The following is a 25,558-nucleotide window of genomic DNA, read 5'->3' on the forward strand; positions in this document are numbered from 1 at the left end:
CGGGGCCGGATGCATTTTTGTATCCGGCTTTTTTATGCCTTTAAATGTTAAATTTTTTCTTACGTATTATGCATTCTTACTGCCGATTATCTACTTTTACAAAAAGACTGAAATGAAAGTTATAATAATAAACGGACCTAACCTTAATCTGCTTGGAAAGCGCGAACCTGATGTATATGGCAGCAGGAGTTTTGACGATTATTTTGAAACACTAAAGCATCGTTTCCCTCAACTGGAATTAAGCTATTTCCAAAGTAATATTGAAGGGGAAATTATCTCTAAAATACAGGAAACCGGATTTGATTATGATGGTATTGTTATTAATGCCGGAGCTTACACCCATACTTCCATAGGTATAGGTGATGCTATTAAAGCAGTCACCACACCTGTTATAGAAGTACATATTTCAAACACATTTTCCAGGGAAACTTTCAGGCATCAATCCTACATATCTCCGGTTGCGGCCGGTGTTATTATAGGTTTTGGGTTAAAAAGCTATGACTTGGCTTTACAGTCCTTACTACCTTAATATATGAAAAAATGCCTGCTTCTGATATTACTGCTATATAGCTCACTTACCAATGCTCAAATAAGGGGCAGGCTAACTTCTTCACAGTCGGGTGATGCAGTTCCCTATGCCAGCATAACGATTAAAAACGGTCAATATGGTACCTCATCAAACGAAAATGGTGAGTTTTACTTACCTATTACCGAGAAAGGGTCTTATACATTTGTATTCCGTTCCCTTGGCTATCAGACTAAAGAGACAACACTGTCAATAAATGAGTTTCCGTTTGAACTCAATACCAGCCTTAACACCGAAGAATACTTACTTAAAGAGGTGGTAATTGAAAACAGGGAAGATCAGGCTAATACCATCATAAAAAAAACTATTGAATACAAAGAAGTTAATAGGCAAAAAACTGCTTCTTATGTAGCCGACTTCTATTCCCGTGGAATCATAAGAATAAGTGATGTACCCAAAGAAATACTGGGACAGGAAGTGGGTAATTTTAGCGGCACGCTGGATTCTACCCGTAGCGGCGTATTATACCTTTCGGAAACTGTTTCCAAAATACGTTACAAGCGCCCGTATAAAATAAACGAAGTTATTACCGCCTCTAAAGTAAGCGGAGATGATAACGGTATCAGTTATAACAATGCTTATGCCGCCGAGTTTGATTTTTATGAAAACTACCTGCCGTTTGAAACCAATGTTATCTCTCCTATCGCAAACAATGCTTTTAATTACTACAGCTACGAACTGGAAAACACTTTTAATGATAAGAGTGGTTATTTAATCAATAAAATCAAAGTAACTCCAAAAAGAGATAGTGAGCCCACCATGTATGGCTACATATATATTGTAAACAACAGTTGGGAACTATATGCCGTGAACCTTAGCATAAAAGGGCTCCTTATTGACGAACCTCTTGTTGACATACTTACCATAAATCAAAATTTTGGTTACAGCTCTCAAAAAGACACATGGGTTAAAAACGTACAGATCATTGATTTTAATGCCGAAATTTTTGATGTAGGCCTATCGGGCAGGTTTAGTGCCGTATACAGCAATATTAATTTTGATACTAATTTCAAAGTCAACCCGCTAAGTAATAAAGTACTGGGATTTGAAGAAGATGCAAACAATAAACCCAACAGCTACTGGAATAAAACAAGACCTATCCCGTTAACACAGGAAGAAAAAGAAGACTACATTAAAAAAGACAGTCTTGAAAAACTGAAAAACAACCCGGAATATATTGAGCTACAGGACCGTAAAAAAAACAAATTCCTGCTATTCTCTCTCCCTATAGGTTATACGTATTATAATACAGATGAAAACTGGAAAATTACGTTTTCGGGTCTTGCAAGAAAGTTAGGATTCAATACTGTACAGGCTTATCATTTAGCCCCTACATTTACTTTTACCAAAACAAACCCAGAGACCAAAGCCTATACCACTTATGGCACCAACCTAAACTATGGTTTTGCCGAAAAGCGCTTCAGGGCAAATGCATTTATCAGTCATAAGTTTAATAATATAAGTAACCCAATAGCAACCTTAAGCGGCGGAAGCAGCATAGAACAGTTTAACCCTGAAAACCCTATTAACAGAATGGTAAATAGCATAAGCACACTATTTTTTAGGGATAATTACATGAAACTGTACGATATTAACTTCCTTAAGCTTAGTTATGAGGAAGAACTTGTAAACGGCATTGAGTTTTTCGGATCGGTAGAATACAACCGTAAACGTTCGTTATTCAATAACACTAATTTTTCTACCATTAAAAATGCCAAAAAGCCTTATACATCAAATAATCCGCTTGAACCTGAAGCTTATGACACCCCGTCATTTGAAAAGCATCATATGATAAAAACATCTGTTTCTGCCAGGTTTACCTTCGGTCAAAAATATATGCTTAGACCTGACGAAAAAATAAATCTGGGCACCAAATATCCAAGGATACTTTTAAAATATGAAAAGGGATTTGCTTCCAGTGTAGAGAATTATAACTTCGATCACCTTTCGGCAAAAATAACCTATGATGCTACTATAGGTAATGTTGGGGATTTAGGAATAAGCATCCGTACCGGGCAGTTTTTTAACAGCGACAGCATAGCCTTTACTGATTACAGGCATTTTAACGGTAACCAAACCCATGTAGGCAAGTCAGAACGCTACTTAAATGTATTTAACTTCCTGCCTTACTACACACACAGTACTAACGATAAGTACTTTGAAGCCCATGCCGAATATAACTTTAAAGGTTATCTGGCTAACAAGGTTCCGTTGTTTAATAAATTAAATTATTACCTGGTAACAGGATACCATGTGCTTGGCATACCTAACCAAAAACCCTATATGGAATTTACCGTAGGGCTTGATAATCTGGGTTGGGATCGTTTTCGATTTTTAAGGATAGACTACATCCGTTCTTATGATGGCAGGCAAATGAGTGATGGAGTTATTTTTGGGCTAACCTTCCTCGATATACTGGAATAATTACTTCTTATTCCTGAAAACACTGGTTTTAAAATCTTCCAGAGGTTCCTTTTGTCTAAAGCGTTCGATATCTTCCAGTGTAGAACATTTCATATTGAACTTTACCCCGTCTATTGATATGGGTAGTGTGACGCTTTCTACTCCGGTTAAATCTTCGTCAAGATAGTCCTCCATATCGTGTACCACATAAAACCATTCCTTATCAAACTGAATCTTGTTTACCGAACTGTCTTTGCGTAGTTCTGCTTCTTTAATCTTTTTCATGGTACCGGGAGTAAAAATAAAGTCCAAAGATACACAATGTACTTCAATATATACCTGACTCTAAAACACGCTTTCGGTGTAACAAAATATACTTCGTTACGTTTTAATCAAAAAAAAAAGAATTTTCATACAACCATTTTCAATTTTAAAACGTCTACTATAAAACCAATAATCTATCATTATACCTTAACCTTTAAACAATGCATAAAGTAACTACTTATTTACTACTACTGTTTGCAACTGCTTCCTTCGCCCAAATAAGAGGAAAAATAACCTCTGCCAATGGCGAACCTGTCCCTTTTGCGAGTATAGGTATTGAAAACACCTACAACAACACTTCGGCAAACGAAAACGGAATGTATGAGCTAAACATTAAAAAAACCGGAAACTACACCCTTGTATTCCAGTCCATAGGATTTAAAACAAGAAAAGAAACAGTAAATGTTACGTCACTCCCCTATACGTTAGACATAAACTTACAGGATGAAACCTACACCCTTAATGAAGTGGTTATTAGCAATACCGAAAATCCTGCCAATAGGATTATAAGGGAAGCCATAGCCCATAAAAAAGAAAACTCGGAAAAAGCAGGACGCTTTGAAGCCGACTTTTATTCCAAAGGAATTTTCCGTGTTGAGAATGTTCCTGATAAAATTATGGGAATAAAAGTAAAAGAAGAAATGGAAGGAGATATTATAGACTCTACCGGATCGGGTGTGTTATACCTTTCAGAAACCGTATCTAAAATTACCTTCGAACAGCCCAACAATCTAAAGGAGAGAATCATTGCCTCAAAAATAAGCGGAGACGATAACGGCTTTAGCTACAATACAGCATTAGGTACCTACTATAACTTTTACAACAACTATGTAGAGTTTAACCTGAAAATGGTTTCGCCTTTAGCCAACAATGCCTTTAATTACTATAAGTTTAAGCTGGAAGGAAGTTTTTTTGATGACAACAATAACCTGATAAACAAAATACAGGTAACTCCAAAACGCGACAAGGAGCCTGTTTTTGAGGGTTATATATATATTGTAAATGAAAGCTGGGCCATATATGCGGTAGACTTTGATATAAAAGGCTACAGGATGCAAGAGCCTATACTCGAAAACCTTAACCTGAAACAAAACTTTAGTTTCAATACCAGTAGTAGAATCTGGGCAAAAAATTCACAGATATTTGACATTAGAGCCGGATTATTAGGAATAACTTTCTCGGGTACATTTACCCATGTTTACAACAATTATGTTTTCCACGACCATTTTGATAAAAATACATTTGGGAAAGAAATTGTTTATATAGAAGAAGATTCCAATAAAAAAGACTCGCTATACTGGCAAACCGCAAGACCTGTGCCTCTAACTGAGGAAGAGGTAAAGGATTATTTCAAAAAAGACAGTATTAATACCGTAACCAAATCTCCGGAATATCTCGACTCTTTAGACAGAAAATATAATAAATTCCGCCCTTTTGACATCGTTAGCGGTTACACTTACAGAAACTCTAAAAAACATAACCGTTACTCTTATGACGGAATTTTAAAAATCCCTACGTTCAACACGGTACAGGGATGGACCTTTAATACAGGGCTTTCATTTAGGCATTATGATTCTGACGAAAAGAAATATACTTCTTTTGGTGCTAAATTTAATTATGGTGTGGCCGAAGACCGTTTAAGGGTAAACGGATGGTTTACACACCGCTTTGGTAAAGTAGGCACTTTCTACCTTACAGGAGGGAGCATCGTAGAACAGTTTAATGCAAACGAACCTATATCTCCGGCTTTAAACATGATAAGTTCTTTACTGTTTAAAGATAATTACATGAAACTTTACGACAAAACTTTTGCCAAGTTAAGCTATGGCAGGGAGATATTTACCGGACTTAATATGGGGGCAAATATTCAGTATTTAAGGCGTAAGCAGCTTTTCAATAATACTGATTATGTACTTATTAAAAACGACCACGATTATACATCAAACAACCCACAGGCTCCAAACGATTATACTACCCCTGCATTTGACACCCATAACTTAATGAAAGCCGACATAGGCGCTACTATACGTTTTGGGCAAAAATATATTACAAGACCCGATGGTAAAATTAATGTAAGCACGGCCAATTACCCTACTATTGCTTTACAGTACACCAAGGCTTTTGCAGCAAGCGACAGTAAGTATGAATACGACTTTATTGCAGCAAGAACGTATTACAATACCACATTAGGAAACAAAGGTGATTTTGGCATCAACCTGAAGGCCGGTAAATTCTTCAATGCGGATAATATAGCCTTTATGGATTATAAACATTTTAATGGCAATCAAACACACGTAAATTCGGGCAACAGTAATACTAATGCATTTAACTTATTGCCATACTACTCTCATAGCACTAACGATTCGTATTTTGAAAGTCATATTGAGCACAATTTTAAAGGCTACCTTATGAATAAAGTTCCTTTACTGAACAAGCTACAGTGGAATCTTGTTGTAGGGTATCACGGTATTGCCACACCAAACTACACTCCTTACCATGAGTTTACTGCCGGGTTTGACAATGTAGGTTTTGGTAAATTCAGAATGTTTAGAATAGACTATGTCAGATCATACCAAGGTAGTGGCTATGTAACTGACGGAGTAATGTTCGGCTTAAAATTCCTTGATATTATTCAATAAACATAACCCCGAAAAGGGTTCAGTCATCAATCCAACCAACCGGTTTTTATACCAAAAAAAATCCCTCTCAATTCAGGAGGGATTTTTTGATTCTATTTGGTTTAATGCAGTAAACAATTCGTCTTCTTTGTTTGTACCCAGCATAAGTTTTTTTCCGTCTTTAAAATATATTAAAACTCCGGTATTACCCGATACGTTATAAGCCCCTATTCTTATCCCCCATCCCCCATAATCCATAATGGGATTGTATTTTTTAATTTCGCAGTAGTCGATATTTTTCCAATCGTAAAATTTAAAATCCCTGTGAAAACTTTCAAATTTTACATAAATCCCTTTTTTATCAATTTTTGTGACCAATGCTAAACGCCATAGCCAAAAAGTAATCAGTAGTAAAACCGTTTCTCCTACCAGCGCCGGCAGCCTTACAATATCTGAATTTATAATAAGCGGATACACCATAACAACGTTTATTACAGCAAGCAGTACCCAAAGCCACCATTGCCTAAACTGTTGTTTCTCATAAAATAATAATCCGCTTTTCATTTTCAATTGTTTTGGTAAAATACTATATAAGATATTAGACTTTCTATTTCCTCTTTAGTAAATTCGTTTTTGTGCTTGTAATCGTTTTCTCCATACTTTTGAAGAAGTTGCTTTACAACACTATTATTAACCTTAATGAGAGAATCCTCATTATTGATGTAATCCATTAAAAACGCTGCATTGTAGTTTTTATCAATTCCTCTTAGCGCTCCGTTGCCCAAATCAATATTTACTTTATGACAGGCTGCACAATTGGAATTCATAATTTCCCTTCCTTTAGCCGACTTCTGTGGCGGATTTGGTGTTCCGCAAAACAATATGGGTTCTTTTTCAACAACAGTCTGTTGTGGAGTATCGGGTAAAACTATAAAAGCACATAAAAACACCACTCCGGTAATAATAAGCACAGAGCCAAAAATTACACCATATGTGATACGTTTAATCATTGATAAAAAGGTTGTTACCAAATTTAACAAAAAAAGGCTGAATAACTTCAGCCTTTTAAATGATATTGTAGTAAAAATTAATCCTCTCTGGTAATTTTAGCCCCAAGAGCAAGTAATCTTTCGTCTATTCTTTCATAACCACGGTCTATCTGGTCAATGTTCTGAATGGTACTTGTACCTTTTGCAGACAGTGCTGCAATAAGCAACGAGATACCCGCCCTGATATCAGGAGATGACATCATGATACCTTTAAGCTGTGATTTAAAATCATGTCCAATAACCGTAGCCCTGTGCGGATCACAAAGAATGATTTTAGCCCCCATATCTATCAGTCTGTCTACGAAGAACAGGCGGCTTTCAAACATTTTCTGGTGAACTAAAACACTACCCCTTGCCTGTGTAGCTACTACAAGTACAATACTCAACAAATCGGGTGTGAAACCAGGCCACGGAGCATCTGCAATGGTAAGTATAGATCCGTCAATATAGTTTTGAATTTCGTAACCATCTTCATGAGCAGGAATGTAAATATCATCACCTCTACGCTCAAGAGTAATACCCAGTTTCCTGAAGGTATTAGGAATTACACCAAGGTTATCCCAGCTTACATTCTTAATAGTGATTTCGCTTCGGGTCATGGCAGCAAGACCAATCCAACTACCTATCTCAATCATATCAGGTAAGATTCTGTGCTCACATCCGCCCAGTTTTTCTACGCCTTCTATCTCGATAAGGTTAGATCCTACTCCGGTAATTTTAGCTCCCATACTGTTTAGCATTTTACAAAGCTGTTGCAGGTATGGTTCGCAGGCTGCGTTATATATTGTAGTTTTCCCTTCGGCAAGTACAGCAGCCATAATAATGTTTGCCGTACCGGTAACCGATGCCTCATCAAGAAGCATATAGGTTCCTTTAAGTCTGTCGGCCTCTACACCATAAAAATAATCTTCTCTGTTGTAACGAAACTTAGCTCCTAGATTGATAAATCCTTCAAAGTGAGTATCAAGTCTTCTGCGTCCTATTTTGTCGCCTCCCGGTTTTGGAATATACCCTTTACCGAAACGGGCTAATAACGGACCAACAATCATTATAGATCCTCTTAACGATTTACCTTCTTCCTTAAAACCTTCTGATTCAAGGTAAGCTAAGTTAACCTCATCTGCCTGAAAAGTATAAGCACCATGTGCCAGCTTTTCTATTTTAACACCTAAATTCCCTAACAGCTTAATTAGCTTGTTAACGTCAATAATATCGGGAATATTGGTTATAGTAACTTTTTCAGGAGTTAAAAGCACTGCACATAATATTTGTAATGCTTCGTTTTTTGCTCCCTGGGGGGTTATTTCACCTTTTAATTGTATTCCACCTTCAATTTTAAATGTTCCCATGCGGCGTTTTAGAGGTTTTTGAGGTTATTTTCTATTCTTAGTATTTTGGTTCTTAGTATTATTACTTCGGTGCCCTTTTTGTTTACTGTTATTAGTATACTGGGTTTTATTGCTGTTCTTCTTATTCACCCTCATCAGGTCGGTTGAGTTGGAAAGCTCCTCATCTGTTTTAAGAAGGTTTATTTTTCCTCCCGAAAGTTCCAGCAGGTGTTCAAAAATCACTTCATCCTTCACCGTATCTTTATTCCAGCTCAGGTATGATTTTTTCATATGGTTAGCAATTACCATGATAAGGGCTGTTTTAAGCTCTCCGTCTTCCCATTTATTAGCTACCTCAATCATATTGGTAATATTGTTACCGTAAAAACGATATTTAGGGAAGTTTTGAGGATAAGCCAGCCTTTCGGGCTTTTGCTCCAGCATCTCTTTAGATGGTATTGGATATGGCGAATCAACATCTAGTTTAAAATCAGACATTATAAAAATCTGATCCCAAAGTTTGTGTTGAAAATCGGGCACATCGCGAAGATGTGGGTTAAGGCTTCCCATTACCGAAATAATATATTTTGCGGCTTTGTTTCGCTCTTCCCTGTCTTCTAATTCCACTGCCTGTTCTATAAGCTTCTGCAGGTGTCTTCCGTATTCGGGAATAATCAGTCTGGCCCTTTCAGAATTATATTCCAAGGCATTTATGGCATTATCAGGATTGTATTCCATGTTGTTTGTTTTTATAGTGAAATGATGTCTTCTATAGACGACATTTCAATGTATTTATCTATAACCGATTGGGAGTCCTTCATTGTAACGTTTATAGAAACGCTGGTATATTTACCTGTTTTGGACTGGTTTGTTTCTATAACAGCTCCCATTTGGTCAAAAGCCTTTTCAATTTCCTCAATTTTTTGAGGCTGAGACGGCACTATAAACTTAAATAAATATTCTGTTGGCCATTTAGCCGTAGTATTTTCAAGTTCTTCTTTAAGTCTTTTATAAAATTCTTCGCTTTTCTTATCCATTCTTCATTAAAAAATAAACGCAAATATACATTATACGCCTGTAACTTCATTAAAAATCAGCTACAGGATCATCGAATTACAAAGTACACAAATATTTTCTTTTCCCAAGCAACCTTTTTACATTATTTGCATCTATTAATAAAATCTTCATAAAAAGGTTAGGTTATTTTAGATTGTTTATTTGGTTAAAAACCGCTGCATTAAATGTGGCGGTTTTTTGTTACCCCTTTATCATCAGTAAAGTAGTTACAGATACCCCAAGCATAAAAGTATAACTATACAGTATAACCTTTTTAAGATTTTTGTTTTGCCTAAACATCCTTATTACTGCAAGTAGCATGGTACCCGTTAAAAAGTTATATATAATCCATTTAAAAAACACTTGGTTAAGACCTGCATCTACAGTATTTATATAGTTATACATTGCCATAGCGACCAGTACGCCTATTACAATTACCCATAAAAAATAAACAGCAACCAAAACATGGAATGCTGCGTGCTTAACATCCAATTTCCTCATTTAATATCCTCTTTTTTTAAAGGCTTAGTATTTTGTGTACTAATATAACGTTTAAGCAAAAGGTTTATTGAATAAAAACCTTATTTAACCTAATCTTAATTAGCTACGGAGCTTACAGAGAATTTAGCTTTAAACATAAAATCATGGAAGAAAAACAAATATTTTACCTGATTAGAGCAACTTAGAGTTGATAAAAAAATACTATAAAATACCAGTAGTTAAGACTTCCAAATTCTATGAAAGCAGTTAACAACCCTATTAATTTAACTTTTAGAAGTATAATTTTACAGTCTTAAAACAAATTTACGCACATAAAATTTGTTTTAATTAATAAAAAATTAACAAATTTTTAATAGTTTTACCCCGAACTTTAATGTTTACAAACAAACTTTAGTCCCCCACGGCTAAGCTTAAAAATCACATAGCGTATGAAGCTAAAAGACCTTAAAGCGTGGATTAATGAGTTATCTGAGGAAGAGCTTGAAAAAGATTTGTTTTATAACTCTATGGATTACGGTATATCCGGCAAGGTTAAAGAAATTTACCGAAATGATTCCAACCTATACTACGTAGGTGATGAACCCGTTTTACTGCATACCCACGAAGAATTAAAACAAAGAGGCTTTACTGATAAGCAAATCTCAAAATTTGATATTGAGATTCCACAAGACTGTTACTACATAGAGCTAAGTAACGAGTACAGTATTTTAGAACGTTTTCTAAGATAACTCCTCCCACACACCTTCCATTTTTTATTATTACAATTTACTGCAATCACTTGCATTAAATAATCATTTTGGTAATTTAGCCCTTATCTAAAATAATAAGCTATACCTTAATGAAAGTACTTACAATTACCCTAAACCCTACTGTAGACAAAAGCAGTGAGGTACAAAATATTAAACCCGAAAAAAAACTACGATGCGCCCCTCCAAACTATGAACCGGGAGGCGGAGGTATAAACGTATCACGCGGACTGGTTCGCCTTGATATCAACTCAACTGCATTATTTACTTCGGGCGGACGTACAGGTGAACTTCTTGAAAACCTACTTATCAAAGAGGATGTAGACATACTACCGATAAAAACAAAAGGAGAAACACGTGAAAATTTTACGGTTGTAGATACCGCCAGTAACGAGCAGTACCGTTTCGGAATGCCGGGAGAACCGCTAACACAACAGGAAATAAACAATACTCTTGAAACTATAGCCAACTACAGTACGTTTCCCGAAATAGTTGTAATAAGCGGAAGTTTACCTCCCGAAACCAGCCCTGACATACTACGAAAAATAACAGCAATTGCTAAAGAAAATGATGCTAAAGTAGTTGCCGATACATCGGGCGATGCTTTAACCGAAATACTTAAAGAAGGTGTTTACCTTTTAAAACCAAACCTGGGCGAATTGAGCCGTCTTACAGGCATTGAAAATCTGGACAACGAAAGTGCCGATGATGCTGCAAAAAGACTTATAGAGGAAGGAAAAGCCGAAATGATTGTGGTTTCAATGGGACCGCAAGGTGCCTATATGGTTACTAAAGACGAATGTTTACACGTGCCTGCTCCTTCGGTTAGAAAACTGAGTACAGTGGGAGCCGGAGACAGCATGGTTGCCGGTATGGTTTCTATAATTGCGCAAAACGGAACTGCTGCACAAATGGCATGCATGGGGGTTGCCTGTGGAACTGCCGCTACTATGAACCCGGGAACAGGACTATTTAAAACAGAAGATGCCAAACGACTTTACACCTGGCTAACAGATAAAGCCGTTCCTGTAAAATAATTATATATTTATTTCACAACCCAAAACACACCTACAAATGAAAAAAACTTATTTAACTGTATTTGCTATTATACTCACATTATTCACCACAACCAATGTATTTGCACAAGCCAATCCATATACCGGAACATGGGAGCATCAAAATGGAAATCAAAAATTCATTTTATCTATTTGGGTTAACTCAGACAATATAATGTTAGGCCATTACAAAATGATTACAGTTGACAGCAACGGACAACAAACAGGAACAGTATATAATTCTAAAAAAGAAGTTCACAATAGTGGTATAGACTGGCCTCATGCTGTCTACTTTGGAGATATGAGTAACGGTTATACTCAGCCTTTTTCAGGACCTATAACTGACAATACAGTAAATAACCAAAGAGGATTCATTAAAGGGCTGTTTGTTTTCACACCTAACTACCCATTAGGATCAACAGCTCAATGGGAAGTTAAAAAACCTCAGGGAGTTAGAGAGCCTAATGAACCTGACTTTAATATTCCAAACAATATTTTGTTGACTAAAGTTTCAAACTCCATTAATTTAGATTAAAGCATATTTTTCTATAAAAAAAAGGCACTCAATGAGTGCCTTTTTTTATTCCTTCTCTATATTATTGATAAACTCAAAAGGATATTTGTCAAGATATTTTTCCAAGAGCCTACCCTGCTTAAAGCTTAGTTTCCACAGTACTTTATTAGAAAAAATATCACACCACAGTTCAACAAAAAAATTGTCTATGGCATAAAGCAGTTTTTTTACTTTTCCCTGCATACAGGCATCTATCAAAACACCTTTATCCCAAAGTATATCATACTGCTTTTCTTCACTTAGTTGTTTGTATTCATTCAGCTTCATATCCTTCCCTAAAATTACAAATTTCTTTACCACATCTTTTGGTAGCACGTATACATTAATACAAACGTAACAGATTTTACATTATTACCACAATCAGTCACACATAATTTTATCATATTGTTAACTAACCCATTACAACAAAAACTTTAAGTATTAATTAGTAAATGGTTAGCGAAAATTATGATTTATAAAAGCGAAATTGCAGTATACAAATCAAAAAAACTATTGTTATGAAATTGATATTGCTAATACCAACAGCTGTACTGATGGCAATTTCAGGATATAACCTTTCTGTAGAATTTGCCAAATCCGGAGAACCAAACTACCTAATATTCAAAATACTGCACCTCACAGTGTTTTTAATAAGCCTTATTAGTGCCGTAACTATAATACGCTCTATGTTTAGAATTAAATATACTGAAACAACACAAAACGAAAGTATACAACAACACGCTTACAATGCCGAACTAAAAGTCATACGTTAGATACAGCAAAAGCCCTGTATGCAATTTTCACAAATTAGTATTATAGGGCTTTACAAAACAAAAAGGACGCTTAATAAGCGTCCTTTTTTATATCAGTTTAAAAGTCTATTATTTTCTGATAATTTTAGTAGTGTAAGAAGCTCCTGTATCTCCTGTTACCTGTAGCACATAAGTACCTTGTGGTAATGAAGAAACATTAAGCTCGGCATTTGTACCGTTTACATTAACTTCCATAACTTTTTGACCTAAAAGGTTAGTCACAGTTAATTGAGAAATTGTAACATTACCGGTAACCGTTAAAATACTTTCTACCGGGTTAGGGAATACTTTAAGTCCTGCCGACTCAAAAGTAGCAACACCAAGAAGCTCTGCAGCCTCTATAGCAAGCGGCTCACTCTCACAACCTTCGACAGTTTGAGTTACATAGTAAACCGTATCATCCATTAATTCAGCACCTGCCTCTACTTCCACAAGCTCATCTGACTCGTTCATTACATAGTAAGTTACAGTTGCATTTTCTGCCACTGTAAAGTCAAGAGACTCAAGTGTAGCGCCTGATTCAAATTCCTGATAATCATCTCCTGTAGGAGCATCAGGAATCGCATTAACAAATACATGAGTATCGTTTGCAGCACTTACACATCCTGCAGCAACAACCTGTCTAACAAAATAAGTTCCAGGCTCAAGCTCGGTACCTGCAGCGATTGGCTCAGTAGCCTCTTGAGATTCATACCACTGAATTGTCGCACCAGCCATCCCATCAGCATAAAGCTCATCTACAGTTACGCTACCACAAAAATATTGATTAGTCTCTGTAGCAGGAGCTGCAATTTCATTAAAGTCAACATTAACTTCAACTCTTTCACTTTCTCCACATCCCTCAAGAACAAGAGAAACAAAGTAAGAACCTGCCTCAACAACCGTTTCATCATCTAACGGGGTTGGGGCATCAGCAGTAGCATACCAGTTTAAGGCAGCATCTTCTATACCTGTAGCCATTAAATCACCTACTGTAGCACCTTCACAAAGCGACTGGTTTTCAGGAGCTGTAGGTACAGGAATTTCAGTAAATGATACAGTTATTTCTACCCTGTCACTTTCTCCACAATCTTCAGGAGTTTGTGAAACAAAGTAAGAACCTTCTACTAAAGCTGTATTTTCACTTAATGCAAATTCAGCATCAGCAGTAGCATACCAATGTAATTCGGCACCTTCAAGAGCATCAGCATATAAATCTGCTACTGTAGCACCTTCACATACTTCCTGATTCTCAGCAACCGGAAGCGGAACATCTGTGAATGAAACAACAACCTCTACTCTTGGACCACGACAACCTGAAATTTGTTGTGTTACCCAGTAAGAAGCACCTTCTTCAAGTTCAGTATTAGTACCTACAGGAGCCGGAGCATCCTGAGATGTAAACCATAATAGCACACCGCCTTCATCTGCCTGTGCAGATAAAGCAGAAATCAGCGAACCCGGGCAAACCTCCTGCTCACCATCTGCAGTTGGCGCAGGAACCGAGTTAACAGTAACTTCAAATGCTGTTCTGTCACTCTCACAATCCCCTATATATTGAGAAACATAATAAGTACCTGATTCTTCAACAAGAGTTTCCGGGTCTAAAGGCTCAGGAGCATCGATAGTGTCATAGAAATAAAAATCTACATTACCAGATCCTTCAACAACTAAATCAGAAACTGTAAAACCTATACCTCCACAAGCAATTTGATCATCAGCTTCAGGAGCAGTAAGTTCACAAACAAAAGGTTCATAAGTAATAGTAATAATAAAAGTTCCGTCATCAACTGTAGTATAATAAACACCACATTCTTCATTTGACCCCCATGTTCTCCATGCTCTTAACTCAAACTCTACATCTCCTGTAGCGCCATCTGCAATATTAAGACCTGTACGGTTATAAGTTGCCGTGCCCATATTCCCTGATGGCCCGGGAGTTACTGCACTCTCTCCCATATTTGTCGTGTTACAGAAAAGTAGCGAACGCTGCTCAGACATATAGGCACTATTTTGTGAAGTCATCTGATAAGCTACATCAACAGAGGCTATCTGGAAACCTTCAGGAACAGATACTGTTAAAACTGTAGGACATGGCGAAGTAGAAGTAGCACTCGTATTAGTATTTAACGAAGTACTACCGTCTCCACCTGTATAAGTTGTAGACATTTGACCGGTAGTGAAAGTAGTCATTTCCCAATCACCTTCTTCAGTACCACAATTAGACCTGATCCAGAAATAATATGTAGTACCTATTTCAAGTTCACTGAAAGTAACCTCATTCACAGTATTAGCTACATTAGTAACATCAGTCTCAGCTGTTGGAGCATCAGACGATGCAGACATATAATAATCATATCCGCCAGTTGGAACAACCGGAGCAGCAGACCATGATACTGTACCGCTATCTTCTGTAGTAGTTGATGTTAAACCTGTTGGAGAAGGACATGAAGGTAATTGATTTGCAGAAAAACCCATAACATTAACAACACCCTGAACTGTAGAGGTTTTAGTAACCTCTATACTTTCAATAAGCTTCCCTTGGTTAGCCTCATCAATGTTTACAGTTAACTGATATAACCTTGGGTTACCAAATGGTGTATCAATACCATCTGTATTACGGTTTACACGACCAAAGCCAGAAGCAGCAGTAGGTTGCGATGTACCGCTATACCAATCCGGTATAGCAACACCTGTTGCCGACTGTGAAGTATCATCTGCAAAGTTTACAGTTATAGTAACTGTTGCATTACCACTACCTGAAGTAGCAAGAAGGAAAACCTGACTTGCCATTACCTGATTTGAGAATACTGCTGTTAAACTGGTAGCGGCGTCAGGTATACGCATGGTATTATTCTCGTCAAACGGAGCCATTTGATAACTTAAGCCTGTAGTAGCGGCTGAATTAATTAAACCTGTAGCCGGAAGCGCACTCGCATATGAGTCACCTCCCGGTGAAAGGAAATCAGTGCTTAAAAAAGCATAACTATCGTTGTCCACCTCGATAGTCGTAGATGCCATAGCCGTGGCTGCACCATTAGCCACAACATCATGGTTGTACCCGGTCGTTACGTCCAGGTGTACGTATTCCTGAGCAGCCACACCAAGTGACATTAAAGGAACCAACGTAAATAGAAAACGTGGTAATTTTAACTTCATAGAAACAAAATTTAGTTGATTAAATTAATTAGCGTAATTTTCATGTATATCCCACAAAAAGCAGGAATTTAACAAATATAATCAGTTTAATCTGTTAAATATTGTAAGAATTTTTTATTTGTTATTTCACTAACAAACTTCACCTATGATGTTATTTTTTTATACTTTATTTAAGAAATAAAACTAAAATTTAATTAAATAAACACACATAAAGAACATAGAGTAGTTAATTAATTTAAAAAAATATACATATTTACATTTATACACTAAAAAAAGGCTTAATAAGCAGTTGTCAAAGTAAAAAATCTAAGAAAAATCAATTAATTTTCTATCTGTTAAAAGATGTAAAAAACAAAAAAGGCTGCAAGTGAAACACTTACAGCCTATTGCTACTTTTAGTAGCGAAGACGGGAGTTGAACCCGTGACCTCAGGGTTATGAATCCTGCGCTCTAACCAACTGAGCTACCTCGCCAAATATTCTCGGTTATTACTTCCTTGAATGCGGGTGCAAATATAAAACTAAATTTAAAGGTTGCAAATATATTTTCAAGAAAAAAAATTATTTTTCAAAACACTTTCATTTCAAAACTAAAAATTATATATTTCAAAAAAAATAACAAAGTATGGACGTTAAAGTAAAATACGAACTGGAGTTCCCTATAACATCTTCCCCGCAGTTGTTATATCAATATATATCAACACCTTCAGGCTTATCAGAATGGTTTGCTGACAATGTTAATTCGAGAGGAGAAGTATTTAGCTTCCTTTGGGACGGCTCTGAAGAGAAAGCCAGGCTTGCCTCCAAAAAAAGCGGCGAAAAAGTAAAATTCCGTTGGCTTGATGAAGACAATAAAGACACTGATTACTATTTTGAGATTCGTATTATAGTTGACGAAATAACAAAAGATGTTTCATTAGTAGTTGTTGACTTTGCAGATGAAGACGACGTAGAGGAGTCAAAACAACTTTGGGATAACCAAATTTCCGACCTGAAACATGTAATAGGTTCTGTTTAGGAATTCTTTTATATAAGACTTATATTTGCCCTGAATTTTCAGGGCTTTTTTTATGATTAATTACAATGGCAATCTTACAGAAAACACAAACATTTCACTGGAGCAAAACAGAGGTTTTTTATACGGCGATGCCGTTTTTGAAACCTTAAAGGTTGTAGACGGAAAAATATTGTTTGCAGAAGATCATTACTTTAGGCTAATGGCTTCCATGCGAATTGTAAGAATGGAAATCCCGATGTATTTTACTATGGAATACATGGAGGAACAGGTTAAAAACCTGGCTAATGCTTTAAACATAAGCGCTTCCTGCCGTGCCCGACTTACCTTTTTCAGAAAATCAGGCGGTTTTTATCTGCCAACCACAAATGATTCTGAGTTTATCATAACTGCCGAAACTTTACAGGAGCCTCTGTACAGCTTTACAGAAAACTCAACTTATGAAGTAGATTTGTTTAAAGACTTTTATGTAACAAAACAGCTTTTATCAACCATTAAGTCGACTAACAAAATGGTGCAGATAACCGGAAGTATTTTTGCTCACGAAAACGGCCTTGACAACTGCCTGCTTATCAACGATGAAAAAAATGTTATTGAAGCCCTTCAGGGTAATATCTTCATGCTTAAAGACAAAAAGCTGGTTACACCTCCCGTTACAGACGGATGCCTTAACGGAATAATGAGAAAACAGGTTCTTGCCATTGCCCGTAAAACAGAAGGTCTTGAGGTTACCGAAGAAAGCATTTCACCTTTTGAACTACAAAAAGCAGATGAAATTTTTATCACCAATGTAATTAAAGGAATACAGCCAATAACCAAATACCGTAAAAAAGAATACGGCAACACACTGGCTAATGAGTTGATAAAAAAACTTAATGTATTTATTAGACTAGGCTAGTTTAACGAAGGGTTTTCGGGAGAATTAGACCATATAAGATATTCACCTCCAAGCTCCATTATTTTCTCTTTCCAGAAAGAGTTACTAGACTTACCTATTATCTTGTTCTCATAACGGTTTTCAGAAACTATCCAGGAGTTATCCTCCAGCTCATCTTCTAACTGATGAGCAGCCCACCCCGTGTAACCTAAAAAGAAACGGATATTAGCCTTTTTAATCTTACCCTGATTAATCAGGTGTTTCGTAGATTCAAAATCACCTCCCCAGTATATACCATTAGATATTTCAATACTATCAGGTATCAAATCGGGGATATTATGAATAAAATAAAGATTATCCTGCTCTACAGGCCCTCCGTTATAAATTTTAAAATTCCCCTCTACCTCAGGAATCAAATCCTTTATTGAATATCCTAAAGGTTTATTGAGTATAAAACCTATAGAACCTTCATCATTATGATCAGCTAGTAAAACTACAGACCTGCTAAATGACAGATCTCCAATGGATGAGGGTTCTGCTACCAGCAAATACCCTTTTTTGGGTTTTAATGTAATCATGGGCTTACCTTTTTATTAAAATAAATTTAAAGAAAAAATACCTAGTTCCAAAATAATTACCTAAAGATTTAATTAAAAAAGCCTCCTAACTGGAGGCTTTTTAACTTATATTTTCAAGATATAATATTAGTTTACAGAACCGTCAAGCTCAGCACCCGGCTTAAATTTAACTACATTTTTAGCAGCGATTTTGATTGTAGCACCAGTTTGAGGGTTTCTACCTTCTCTTGCAGCTCTTTTAGAAACTGACCAAGAACCAAAACCAACTAAAGATACTCTTCCTCCTTTTTTTAATGTATCACCTACATTACTAACAAAAGATTCTAAAGCTTTTTTTGCTGCACCTTTAGATATTCCTGCATCTGCAGCCATTGCGTCGATTAATTCTGATTTGTTCATAATAAATGTTATTAATTGTTTGGTTAAAATTATTGTTTTTCTAATCCTGTACTACAAATTTAATAGGAAAATCAAATTACGCAAGTAAATATAGGTTAATTCCGTTTTTTTGTTGATAACTTCAAGTCAAATGTTAATAAACTTGTTTGTTTTATTAAAATTTTCTTAAAATATCAGTATTTACAAGGGTTACAGCGCCTTAGCTGTATCAGAAAACTGTACTCCGTTAAGCAATTCATGAGCTGCCATTTTTTTCTTACCGGGGAACTGTAAACTTTTAATATTTAGATACCCGTCTTTAACCGCAATTTTTATCTCTTTCTTTGTGCTTACTATAGTCCCCACTTCTTCATTGGGTGTAACCGGCTCAAAAGCTGTTTCATATATTTTCACATTCCATTCCTTACCGTTATCTGTAAAATAACTCCAGGCAGCTGGATAAGGACTAAGCCCCCTAACAAGGTTATGAATTCCCCTACCTGTTTTAGACCAGTCTATCTTACAGTTATCTTTATTTAGCTTATAGGCTGTTTTAATATCAGCAGCATCCTGTTGTATTGTAGTATCAGCCTTACCTTCCTCAATAAGAGTAAGAGTTTTTATAACTGCTCCCTTACCAAGTTCCATAAGCCTGTCATGCAACTCTCCGGCTGTCTCATTCTCCCCAATACTAACTTCTTCTTTAAGTATCATAGCACCGGTATCAATTTTCTCGTCTATAAAAAATGTAGTAACACCTGTTTTTGACTCACCGTTTATAACAGCCCAGTTTATGGGAGCTGCACCTCTATATTGAGGAAGAAGCGATGCATGAAGGTTAAAAGTACCCAACTCAGGCATTTTCCAAACAGCTTCAGGCAACATCCTGAAAGCCACTACAACCTGTAAATTAGCATTAAGCTCTTTCAGTTCAGCTAAAAAAGTTTCATCTTTAAGGTTAGTAGGCTGCAATACCTTTAAATCTTTTTCTAAGGCATATTCCTTTACTGCCGAAAACTTTACCTTTTGCCCTCTCCCTGCCGGCCTGTCGGGTGCTGTAATCACAGCAGCAATATCATAGTTATTATTATATATAGTATCGAGTATCCCAACGGCAAATTCCGGCGTACCCATAAACACGATTCTCAGCTTGTTCATTATTTTAAAATATATTGATTATTGGTATTAATCTTAATCTTATTGTTTTCTAAAAGTATTTGTATTGCAAAGATAACCTCATCGGGCGTAAGCTCAAGCTTATCTTCAATATCTCTTGAAGATAAAGCTTCACTACTTATCAGTTCTAAAACCTGTAACGCAACTTGTGAAGGATCTTTAACTTTTTTGCTTTTTGTTATACAATAAGAACATATTCCGCAATCCTCATTAGCCTCTTCATCAAAGTAGGTAAGTATGAGCCTGCTTTTACAGGCTTGCGTATTTTCAATATAATTTATAACAGCATCAAACTGCTGTATTTTTATATTGTTTTGCTTTTCCAGAAATTTAGCTACCCTGTTAATGGTTAGCTCATCTTCCCTCACCTCATTAAAAGTCAGTTTACTGTCATTACCAAGACTCCTAAAGGATATCACCTCCTTTTCATGGAGTCTTTTAAGCACCTGCATTAATCCTTCTTCATTTGTTTTCGCCTTTCTTACAATTAAATCGGTATTCAGATTAATCTCCATATCAAACACTCCCGGATAACTCCTTAAAATGGTTAATATAACCTCTTCATCATTCCTGTTAAGACTAATGTAACGCATCACCTCCTTACTCGGAATCAAAAACTGTATGGTGACTTTCTCAGAAAACTCCTTGGATAAAGTAACTATTCCCTGCCTATCCAGAAATTGTAATGCATTATACGTTTTTACCACAGGCAAATCATACTGCCTGCAAAATATATTGAGATTAAAAGCAAAGCTTTCGTTTATACCCTCACCATAAGCTATCTGGAGATAATTATTAAGCCTAACATACACCTGTTTCAAAAACTTTTTATCAGGTAATACTTCCAAGAACTGATTTTTCCCTATCTGGGTATCAGACTTATTAACCAGTAGTACAGCAAAAGCCTTTTCTCCGTTACGCCCTGCCCTTCCGGCTTCCTGATAATAGCTTTCCATATTATCGGGCAATTGTATATGTATTACCGTTTTTACATTAGGCTTATCTATCCCCATGCCAAAAGCATTTGTGGCTACCATAACCTGAGCCTGCTCACTCATCCACATCTGCATGTTTTTTTGCTTTTCGGAAGAAGTTAACCCTCCATGATAAAAGGTTGCCTTGAAACCCAATGACTCCAACTGGCGCGAAACATCATGGCAAGCCTTCCTGTTCCTTACATATATAATAGATGGTTGCGGGTTTTTAACCAACATCTGTTGTATACGATGCAGCTTATCTTCGGTCTCAAAAACCATATAAGCCAAATTTTTCCTTGCGAACGATTTGATAAAGACAGCCGGATCATGCAACTCCAGATGCTTTATCATATCTTCCCTTACCCTTTTTGTAGCCGATGCCGTTAGTGCCATAAAAGGCACATTAGGCAAATATTTTTTTAAAACTGAAACTTTAAGATATGCCGGCCTGAAATCATGCCCCCATTGTGATACACAGTGCGCCTCATCTATAGCAACAAGGTTTATTGGTAGCTCTTTAATTCTCTCCAATATCCAGTCGGCCTGTAGCCTTTCGGGAGACAGATATAAAAACTTATAATTACCATAACGGCAGTTATCCAGTAAATTACTAATCTCATCGGTAGAAATACCTCCTGTAAGCGCGATTGCCCTTATCCCAATTCGGGACAGGTTCTCAACCTGATCTTTCATTAACGCCACAAGTGGAGAAACCACAAGACACAAACCAGTTAGCATCATTCCCGGAACCTGAAAACAAACCGATTTTCCCCCGCCGGTAGGCATTACCGCGAGCGTATCTTTTCCGTTTAAAACAGATTGTATGATTTGTTCCTGAGGATCCCTGAAACTTTCGTACTTCCAGTACTTATTAAGGGTATCAAGGGGTTGTTGCATAATTATATCACGAAAGATGCTCTAAGATAAAAAGAATTCTGTTATCCAGCGTCTCTTTTGGCACTTCTATTAAGTTATAGCCGTAAGTTGTATAGGTTTCAGCCAAATGGTCGGCAATTAATTTAGCCTGTTCAAAGTTCTCATAACGCTCTTCGTCAGGAGTATATATTTCTTCCCAAGGCGGTAAAAAGAATATTTTTGTATAACGGTGATTTTTACACGCCTCATCAAAAAAAGCGGGATAAGCATCGCCTATGTAGTGCATATAAGCCAATACATCAGGTATACCCCTGTCCAAAAAAACTACTGGAACTGTTTCCTGCTGCGCATCTGTATACTGTTTTTTACGCCCTTCCAGTAAAAGCTCACTAAACAGCAAAGGCTTTTCAAGAAACAACTGCTCTATACCCTGCCTACGGGCCTCCAGTGTTACCTGACGCGAAATTTCAGGGTAGCAGGTGTACCCTTTTTTAGCAAGTTCGTTAATCAAAGATGTTTTTCCCGAACCCGGCCCTCCTATTATTACTACTATCTCCTTTTCCAAAACAAAGTATTAAAGCACAAAATTAATCAAACTTACAAAATAGCTAAACATGGCACGCTATTTGAATATTTTAAACTAAAACACTATATTTAACGCAATGTTAAATATTTTTTACTAAAAAAATGCGTTATATATATTTAATGACGTAATAAAGAATAAATGCTATGAAGGACACAGGAAATACACTAACGCGAAAAAAGAAATATGCACACTATTTTTCTTTTAGAAGAAAGGATGCAATTATACGATATATTGAAATTGCCGTGATTACCATTATGGCTATAATGGTAATAGGAGGCTTATACGGAATTTTTAATTAGATTTTGCCAATTCGTTTTAAATGAAAAACTCCCCTACTAAAGGGGAGTTTTTTTTATACAATAAGGCAAGATGCATGAATCGGCATAGGTAAATTAAGGCATAGGTGCATTGCCGGCCTCCATGTAACTTTTAAAACCTTCAATATCTTTAGTTATCATTTTCTCAAATATAGGATTAAGTAGTTTTGCAGCCGCTTCACCTGCCGCTCCCATTGGAGCCTTATAAGAAATAGTCACTTCCACATCTGTACTGCTACCGTTGTCTTTAAAGTTTACTTTACCCGAATTATGAATAGCAGCCCCGGCAAGTGATTGCCAGCTCAACAACTCATTTGGTTTATCGTCCAGTATTTCGGCATTCCAGGATATAGTACCAAGCCCTCCCGGAACTTTTGCTTTCCATTCAGATACATTATCAGTTATCTGCCTTACACTATCAAGATGCTCCATAAACAACGGCAATGACTCTAAATGTCTCCATGCATGATATACTTCAGCAACATGTTTATTAACCGTGAAAGCAGAAGATATAGACACACTACCGCCTTTAAGTATTTTAGAATTACTTAAAGCATCATAAGCCGGACAGTACCCGCTTATCCCCCTAAACAGCATTGTACCGGCAGTAATACCTTCCAGCACTTTTCTTTCATCTTTTTTACTAAGTGCTCTATATAATAAATAAGCACCTCCGGCTATCATCAAAGCTCTTTCTGCTTTCCCTACATTAACATGTAGTCCGGGTATTATACTTTTTTTACCATGCAGGTACTCATCTGCCTCCTCATGATTGGTAACCGAAGCATATCGGTTTGGATCGGTACCCGAGGGGTCATATTTTGAAAAACTCCTTTTTGAACTCCCTGTTTCTTCAGGTTTTATAATATTTGCTTCCATAACTTTATTTTTTTGAGATTATTTAGATTAATTACCTCATATAAAGTTATTTAATAATAAAAACAGCAACAGCCAAGTATATGATAAAGTATTCTTAATAATGTGATAAAAAACTAAAAACCACCCGATTGGGTGGTTTTTTATTTAAATATTTTATGTTTTATATGTTTAACCGAAATGTACTTCAAGTATGTCTATTTCGTCTTCTTTCACCTCATTATTGTTATCGGCAATGATGTTGATTCCCGAAACACGTAACGATTTCACTTTGTTCTTTCCTGCTTTTACCAGTCTTTCAAAATTAGACGGATGAAGCATTAGCATTACATTCCCTTTAAGGGCATTAGTTAGAATAAATCTCTTAATGGTAGCAAGGTCGATGTTTTTTCTCATGGTAACTTGGCGTTGGTTAATGATACAAAGATGAGATTTAAACCTTTAAAATTTTGATAACAAAAAGCCAATAAATGTTTAAATTTTCCTAAAAACTTATTTTATCGACCAAATGCTTGATTTTATCTTTTAACTACCTTAATAATCAACAAAGTACAGTAAAAAGGCTATTTTTTACCATGTACTGATATATATAAAAACCATGAGTTTTAAATATTCTCTAATAAACTAAGTTAAATATCTCTTAAAAACTAAAAAAATCAGTCCTCATAACCACACAAAGTACGCCCCTTATCTTTAGCTTCCTTTAGTGTAACTTCCTTAATCTCGGCTTTACAGTTTGAAAGTCCCCTGCACTTTTTATTATAGTGATATCTTTTTGAACTTTTACCCGTACATATATACACATCACTTTCACCACTTCCGTTAAAAGCAGTAAGAGGAACAAGCAACAACAGCAGTAAAAGTTTTTTCATAATTATTACTATTTCTTTTGTTTGGCAGCATTAAGACCTTTTTCCCAAGCAGAACGATCTATGATATAAAACTCATTTTTATAACAGTCCCACACCGATACTTTTGTTTTAGACAACACATAATGTTTTTCCCAATTAGCATAAGGGCTATAAAGCATCAATACACAAACATCAGTCGCCGTTATAATATCATCTTCGGTATGAGCATGCAGTGAATTTGTTTCCGAAGAATTACCACTATAATTAACCGGAGTCATACTGCTATGTAGTTTTTCCACATTTTCAACAGTATTATCATCATTAAAAGTAATAAGATAATCATTCCCAAAAATAACCACATTGCCTTTTTTTGGTCCTGTAAAAAAGTAAACCATCTTTTTTTCTTTATATATAAGAGGTACCGGATTAAAGGATGTATAGTTATAAAATTCAAAAACAGGATTCCTGTTAAGCTCGGCCATTGCTTCTTTCCTTATACTGTAGAGGTCTTTTTCATAATCACTAAATTCCCTTGCAACCGTATCAATTTGAGCTCTCACCGGTAAATAGGTATCATCAAAAGAAAATACAGCTACCGTTTTAGGAACAGTATCCCTGTCATAAAAAACACAAATATTCCTGTCTTTATCTGTATAAGAAAAATATCCGCCTGCCAGCTTGCTTTTTTCAGGAAAGCGATCTAAAAACATATCTGTTCCCTGCCAGGATGCCTTTTCTGACTTGTAGAGAAGCTTACCCTGTTCCAGGATTTCTTTCTCATTTTGTTGTGAAAACAAATTATTTGAACAAAAAGTAGTTAGTAGTAGTAAAGTAGTTAGTTTGTAAATAAACCTCATTTAGTATGCTATTTTAAGAAAAAGCA

General features: G+C 36.2%; 28 protein-coding genes and 1 tRNA gene. 10 read left to right on the forward strand and 19 right to left on the reverse strand.

All coding sequences use genetic code 11. The features are described 5' to 3' along the window. Positions 1-112 precede the first annotated feature (112 nt). Together aroQ and ABS768_RS02540 are read left to right on the forward strand one after the other, a co-directional pair. A complete protein-coding gene (gene aroQ, locus ABS768_RS02535; protein ID WP_408073394.1) occupies positions 113-529 on the forward strand; it encodes a type II 3-dehydroquinate dehydratase in 417 nt (138 codons plus the stop codon). A 3-nt stretch (positions 530-532) separates the two neighbouring features. After that, positions 533-3,010 (forward strand): DUF5686 and carboxypeptidase regulatory-like domain-containing protein, encoded by a 2,478-nt coding sequence (locus tag ABS768_RS02540; protein WP_408073395.1) that lies wholly within the window; start codon positions 533-535, stop codon positions 3,008-3,010. Here the strand turns inward: ABS768_RS02540 and ABS768_RS02545 are convergent, their stop codons facing one another. Beyond that, positions 3,011-3,274, reverse strand: a complete 264-nt coding sequence (locus tag ABS768_RS02545) for a hypothetical protein (RefSeq protein ID WP_408073396.1) — start codon at positions 3,272-3,274, stop codon at positions 3,011-3,013. Between the two features lie 200 nt (positions 3,275-3,474). Between ABS768_RS02545 and ABS768_RS02550 the strand changes: the two genes are divergently transcribed. Beyond that, the gene (locus tag ABS768_RS02550) at positions 3,475-5,952 is read left to right on the forward strand and encodes a DUF5686 and carboxypeptidase regulatory-like domain-containing protein (protein ID WP_408073397.1); all 2,478 of its coding nucleotides are present in this window, start codon (positions 3,475-3,477) and stop codon (positions 5,950-5,952) included. A gap of 72 nt (positions 5,953-6,024) precedes the next feature. Here the strand turns inward: ABS768_RS02550 and ABS768_RS02555 are convergent, their stop codons facing one another. The 6 genes from ABS768_RS02555 to ABS768_RS02580 all read right to left on the reverse strand — a co-directional run bounded on the left by ABS768_RS02555 (position 6,025) and on the right by ABS768_RS02580 (position 9,865). After that, on the reverse strand, positions 6,025-6,495 hold the full coding sequence (locus tag ABS768_RS02555; protein ID WP_408073399.1) for a hypothetical protein: 471 nt from the start codon (positions 6,493-6,495) through the stop codon (positions 6,025-6,027). A 2-nt stretch (positions 6,496-6,497) separates the two neighbouring features. Next, on the reverse strand, positions 6,498-6,941 hold the full coding sequence (locus ABS768_RS02560) for a c-type cytochrome (protein ID WP_408073401.1): 444 nt from the start codon (positions 6,939-6,941) through the stop codon (positions 6,498-6,500). Positions 6,942-7,018: 77 nt separating this feature from the next. Next, positions 7,019-8,329 (reverse strand): UDP-N-acetylglucosamine 1-carboxyvinyltransferase, encoded by a 1,311-nt coding sequence (gene murA, locus ABS768_RS02565; protein ID WP_408073403.1) that lies wholly within the window; start codon positions 8,327-8,329, stop codon positions 7,019-7,021. A gap of 24 nt (positions 8,330-8,353) precedes the next feature. Next, the gene (locus tag ABS768_RS02570) at positions 8,354-9,046 is read right to left on the reverse strand and encodes a DUF4290 domain-containing protein (protein ID WP_408073404.1); all 693 of its coding nucleotides are present in this window, start codon (positions 9,044-9,046) and stop codon (positions 8,354-8,356) included. Positions 9,047-9,057: 11 nt separating this feature from the next. Further along, positions 9,058-9,345 carry a DUF493 family protein gene (locus ABS768_RS02575; RefSeq protein ID WP_408073405.1) on the reverse strand — a complete coding sequence of 96 codons (288 nt, stop codon included), beginning with the start codon at positions 9,343-9,345 and terminating at the stop codon, positions 9,058-9,060. Between the two features lie 220 nt (positions 9,346-9,565). Beyond that, positions 9,566-9,865, reverse strand: a complete 300-nt coding sequence (locus ABS768_RS02580) for a hypothetical protein (protein ID WP_408073406.1) — start codon at positions 9,863-9,865, stop codon at positions 9,566-9,568. A 428-nt stretch (positions 9,866-10,293) separates the two neighbouring features. On the opposite strand from ABS768_RS02580, the gene ABS768_RS02585 reads away from it, so the two are divergent. From ABS768_RS02585 to ABS768_RS02595, 3 genes are all read left to right on the forward strand, one after another. Then, entirely contained in the window at positions 10,294-10,593 is a 300-nt protein-coding gene (locus ABS768_RS02585; protein ID WP_408073407.1) for a hypothetical protein, read from the forward strand. Between the two features lie 110 nt (positions 10,594-10,703). Then, entirely contained in the window at positions 10,704-11,648 is a 945-nt protein-coding gene (locus tag ABS768_RS02590; RefSeq protein WP_408073408.1) for a 1-phosphofructokinase family hexose kinase, read from the forward strand. 37 nt (positions 11,649-11,685) lie between these two features. Further along, positions 11,686-12,201, forward strand: a complete 516-nt coding sequence (locus ABS768_RS02595) for a hypothetical protein (RefSeq protein ID WP_408073410.1) — start codon at positions 11,686-11,688, stop codon at positions 12,199-12,201. Positions 12,202-12,246: 45 nt separating this feature from the next. Here the strand turns inward: ABS768_RS02595 and ABS768_RS02600 are convergent, their stop codons facing one another. Then, positions 12,247-12,540, reverse strand: a complete 294-nt coding sequence (locus tag ABS768_RS02600) for a hypothetical protein (protein ID WP_408073411.1) — start codon at positions 12,538-12,540, stop codon at positions 12,247-12,249. A gap of 197 nt (positions 12,541-12,737) precedes the next feature. Between ABS768_RS02600 and ABS768_RS02605 the strand changes: the two genes are divergently transcribed. Then, entirely contained in the window at positions 12,738-12,992 is a 255-nt protein-coding gene (locus ABS768_RS02605) for a hypothetical protein (protein WP_408073413.1), read from the forward strand. Between the two features lie 108 nt (positions 12,993-13,100). On the opposite strand, the gene ABS768_RS02610 is transcribed toward ABS768_RS02605, so the two are convergent. Beyond that, positions 13,101-16,169: a T9SS type A sorting domain-containing protein gene (locus ABS768_RS02610; protein WP_408073414.1), complete on the reverse strand. Its 3,069-nt coding sequence runs from the start codon at positions 16,167-16,169 to the stop codon at positions 13,101-13,103. Positions 16,170-16,568: 399 nt separating this feature from the next. Further along, positions 16,569-16,642, reverse strand: a tRNA-Met gene (locus ABS768_RS02615). A 151-nt stretch (positions 16,643-16,793) separates the two neighbouring features. Between ABS768_RS02615 and ABS768_RS02620 the strand changes: the two genes are divergently transcribed. Together ABS768_RS02620 and ABS768_RS02625 are read left to right on the forward strand one after the other, a co-directional pair. Further along, complete coding sequence (locus ABS768_RS02620) at positions 16,794-17,186, forward strand: START-like domain-containing protein (protein WP_408073416.1); 393 nt, start codon at positions 16,794-16,796, stop codon at positions 17,184-17,186. A 52-nt stretch (positions 17,187-17,238) separates the two neighbouring features. After that, entirely contained in the window at positions 17,239-18,081 is an 843-nt protein-coding gene (locus ABS768_RS02625) for an aminotransferase class IV (RefSeq protein WP_408073417.1), read from the forward strand. On the opposite strand, the gene ABS768_RS02630 is transcribed toward ABS768_RS02625, so the two are convergent. The 5 genes from ABS768_RS02630 to ABS768_RS02650 form a co-directional block, all read right to left on the reverse strand. Continuing rightward, on the reverse strand, positions 18,078-18,638 hold the full coding sequence (locus tag ABS768_RS02630; RefSeq protein ID WP_408073419.1) for a YqgE/AlgH family protein: 561 nt from the start codon (positions 18,636-18,638) through the stop codon (positions 18,078-18,080). The genes ABS768_RS02625 and ABS768_RS02630 overlap by 4 nt on opposite strands. Before the next feature lie 126 nt (positions 18,639-18,764). Beyond that, positions 18,765-19,037, reverse strand: coding sequence for an HU family DNA-binding protein (locus ABS768_RS02635; protein ID WP_408073421.1), 273 nt, complete (start codon positions 19,035-19,037; stop codon positions 18,765-18,767). A gap of 189 nt (positions 19,038-19,226) precedes the next feature. Continuing rightward, positions 19,227-20,174, reverse strand: a complete 948-nt coding sequence (gene fmt / locus ABS768_RS02640; protein ID WP_408073422.1) for a methionyl-tRNA formyltransferase — start codon at positions 20,172-20,174, stop codon at positions 19,227-19,229. Further along, the gene (locus tag ABS768_RS02645; RefSeq protein WP_408073423.1) at positions 20,174-22,066 is read right to left on the reverse strand and encodes a RecQ family ATP-dependent DNA helicase; all 1,893 of its coding nucleotides are present in this window, start codon (positions 22,064-22,066) and stop codon (positions 20,174-20,176) included. Before ABS768_RS02645 ends, fmt begins: the two co-directional genes overlap by 1 nt. A 7-nt stretch (positions 22,067-22,073) precedes the next feature. After that, the gene (locus ABS768_RS02650) at positions 22,074-22,610 is read right to left on the reverse strand and encodes an AAA family ATPase (RefSeq protein WP_408073424.1); all 537 of its coding nucleotides are present in this window, start codon (positions 22,608-22,610) and stop codon (positions 22,074-22,076) included. A 164-nt stretch (positions 22,611-22,774) separates the two neighbouring features. Between ABS768_RS02650 and ABS768_RS02655 the strand changes: the two genes are divergently transcribed. Further along, complete coding sequence (locus ABS768_RS02655) at positions 22,775-22,930, forward strand: hypothetical protein (protein ID WP_408073425.1); 156 nt, start codon at positions 22,775-22,777, stop codon at positions 22,928-22,930. A gap of 93 nt (positions 22,931-23,023) precedes the next feature. Here the strand turns inward: ABS768_RS02655 and ABS768_RS02660 are convergent, their stop codons facing one another. From ABS768_RS02660 to ABS768_RS02675, 4 genes are all read right to left on the reverse strand, one after another. Continuing rightward, the gene (locus ABS768_RS02660; protein ID WP_408073426.1) at positions 23,024-23,827 is read right to left on the reverse strand and encodes an SRPBCC family protein; all 804 of its coding nucleotides are present in this window, start codon (positions 23,825-23,827) and stop codon (positions 23,024-23,026) included. Positions 23,828-23,995: 168 nt separating this feature from the next. Then, the gene (locus ABS768_RS02665; protein WP_035130248.1) at positions 23,996-24,220 is read right to left on the reverse strand and encodes a hypothetical protein; all 225 of its coding nucleotides are present in this window, start codon (positions 24,218-24,220) and stop codon (positions 23,996-23,998) included. Between the two features lie 260 nt (positions 24,221-24,480). Next, entirely contained in the window at positions 24,481-24,696 is a 216-nt protein-coding gene (locus ABS768_RS02670; RefSeq protein WP_408073428.1) for a hypothetical protein, read from the reverse strand. 8 nt (positions 24,697-24,704) lie between these two features. Further along, on the reverse strand, positions 24,705-25,532 hold the full coding sequence (locus tag ABS768_RS02675; RefSeq protein WP_408073429.1) for a hypothetical protein: 828 nt from the start codon (positions 25,530-25,532) through the stop codon (positions 24,705-24,707). Positions 25,533-25,558 lie beyond the last annotated feature (26 nt).

Source organism: Flavobacterium rhizophilum (assembly GCF_046000485.1).
GTDB classification, from domain to species: Bacteria; Bacteroidota; Bacteroidia; order Flavobacteriales; family Flavobacteriaceae; genus Flavobacterium; species Flavobacterium rhizophilum.

Coding starts and splice junctions, on each gene's coding strand:
- ABS768_RS02630 (WP_408073419.1), bottom strand. CDS start 18,638: ATGATTACATTAAAACCCAAAAAAGGGTATTTGCTGGTAGCAGAACCC.
- ABS768_RS02580 (WP_408073406.1), bottom strand. CDS start 9,865: ATGAGGAAATTGGATGTTAAGCACGCAGCATTCCATGTTTTGGTTGCT.
- ABS768_RS02625 (WP_408073417.1), top strand. CDS start 17,239: ATGATTAATTACAATGGCAATCTTACAGAAAACACAAACATTTCACTG.
- fmt (WP_408073422.1), bottom strand. CDS start 20,174: ATGAACAAGCTGAGAATCGTGTTTATGGGTACGCCGGAATTTGCCGTT.
- ABS768_RS02620 (WP_408073416.1), top strand. CDS start 16,794: ATGGACGTTAAAGTAAAATACGAACTGGAGTTCCCTATAACATCTTCC.
- murA (WP_408073403.1), bottom strand. CDS start 8,329: ATGGGAACATTTAAAATTGAAGGTGGAATACAATTAAAAGGTGAAATA.
- ABS768_RS02595 (WP_408073410.1), top strand. CDS start 11,686: ATGAAAAAAACTTATTTAACTGTATTTGCTATTATACTCACATTATTC.
- ABS768_RS02605 (WP_408073413.1), top strand. CDS start 12,738: ATGAAATTGATATTGCTAATACCAACAGCTGTACTGATGGCAATTTCA.
- ABS768_RS02610 (WP_408073414.1), bottom strand. CDS start 16,169: ATGAAGTTAAAATTACCACGTTTTCTATTTACGTTGGTTCCTTTAATG.
- ABS768_RS02550 (WP_408073397.1), top strand. CDS start 3,475: ATGCATAAAGTAACTACTTATTTACTACTACTGTTTGCAACTGCTTCC.
- ABS768_RS02665 (WP_035130248.1), bottom strand. CDS start 24,220: ATGAGAAAAAACATCGACCTTGCTACCATTAAGAGATTTATTCTAACT.
- ABS768_RS02675 (WP_408073429.1), bottom strand. CDS start 25,532: ATGAGGTTTATTTACAAACTAACTACTTTACTACTACTAACTACTTTT.
- ABS768_RS02670 (WP_408073428.1), bottom strand. CDS start 24,696: ATGAAAAAACTTTTACTGCTGTTGTTGCTTGTTCCTCTTACTGCTTTT.
- ABS768_RS02655 (WP_408073425.1), top strand. CDS start 22,775: ATGAAGGACACAGGAAATACACTAACGCGAAAAAAGAAATATGCACAC.
- aroQ (WP_408073394.1), top strand. CDS start 113: ATGAAAGTTATAATAATAAACGGACCTAACCTTAATCTGCTTGGAAAG.
- ABS768_RS02585 (WP_408073407.1), top strand. CDS start 10,294: ATGAAGCTAAAAGACCTTAAAGCGTGGATTAATGAGTTATCTGAGGAA.
- ABS768_RS02560 (WP_408073401.1), bottom strand. CDS start 6,941: ATGATTAAACGTATCACATATGGTGTAATTTTTGGCTCTGTGCTTATT.
- ABS768_RS02545 (WP_408073396.1), bottom strand. CDS start 3,274: ATGAAAAAGATTAAAGAAGCAGAACTACGCAAAGACAGTTCGGTAAAC.
- ABS768_RS02575 (WP_408073405.1), bottom strand. CDS start 9,345: ATGGATAAGAAAAGCGAAGAATTTTATAAAAGACTTAAAGAAGAACTT.
- ABS768_RS02635 (WP_408073421.1), bottom strand. CDS start 19,037: ATGAACAAATCAGAATTAATCGACGCAATGGCTGCAGATGCAGGAATA.
- ABS768_RS02645 (WP_408073423.1), bottom strand. CDS start 22,066: ATGCAACAACCCCTTGATACCCTTAATAAGTACTGGAAGTACGAAAGT.
- ABS768_RS02660 (WP_408073426.1), bottom strand. CDS start 23,827: ATGGAAGCAAATATTATAAAACCTGAAGAAACAGGGAGTTCAAAAAGG.
- ABS768_RS02540 (WP_408073395.1), top strand. CDS start 533: ATGAAAAAATGCCTGCTTCTGATATTACTGCTATATAGCTCACTTACC.
- ABS768_RS02590 (WP_408073408.1), top strand. CDS start 10,704: ATGAAAGTACTTACAATTACCCTAAACCCTACTGTAGACAAAAGCAGT.
- ABS768_RS02570 (WP_408073404.1), bottom strand. CDS start 9,046: ATGGAATACAATCCTGATAATGCCATAAATGCCTTGGAATATAATTCT.
- ABS768_RS02555 (WP_408073399.1), bottom strand. CDS start 6,495: ATGAAAAGCGGATTATTATTTTATGAGAAACAACAGTTTAGGCAATGG.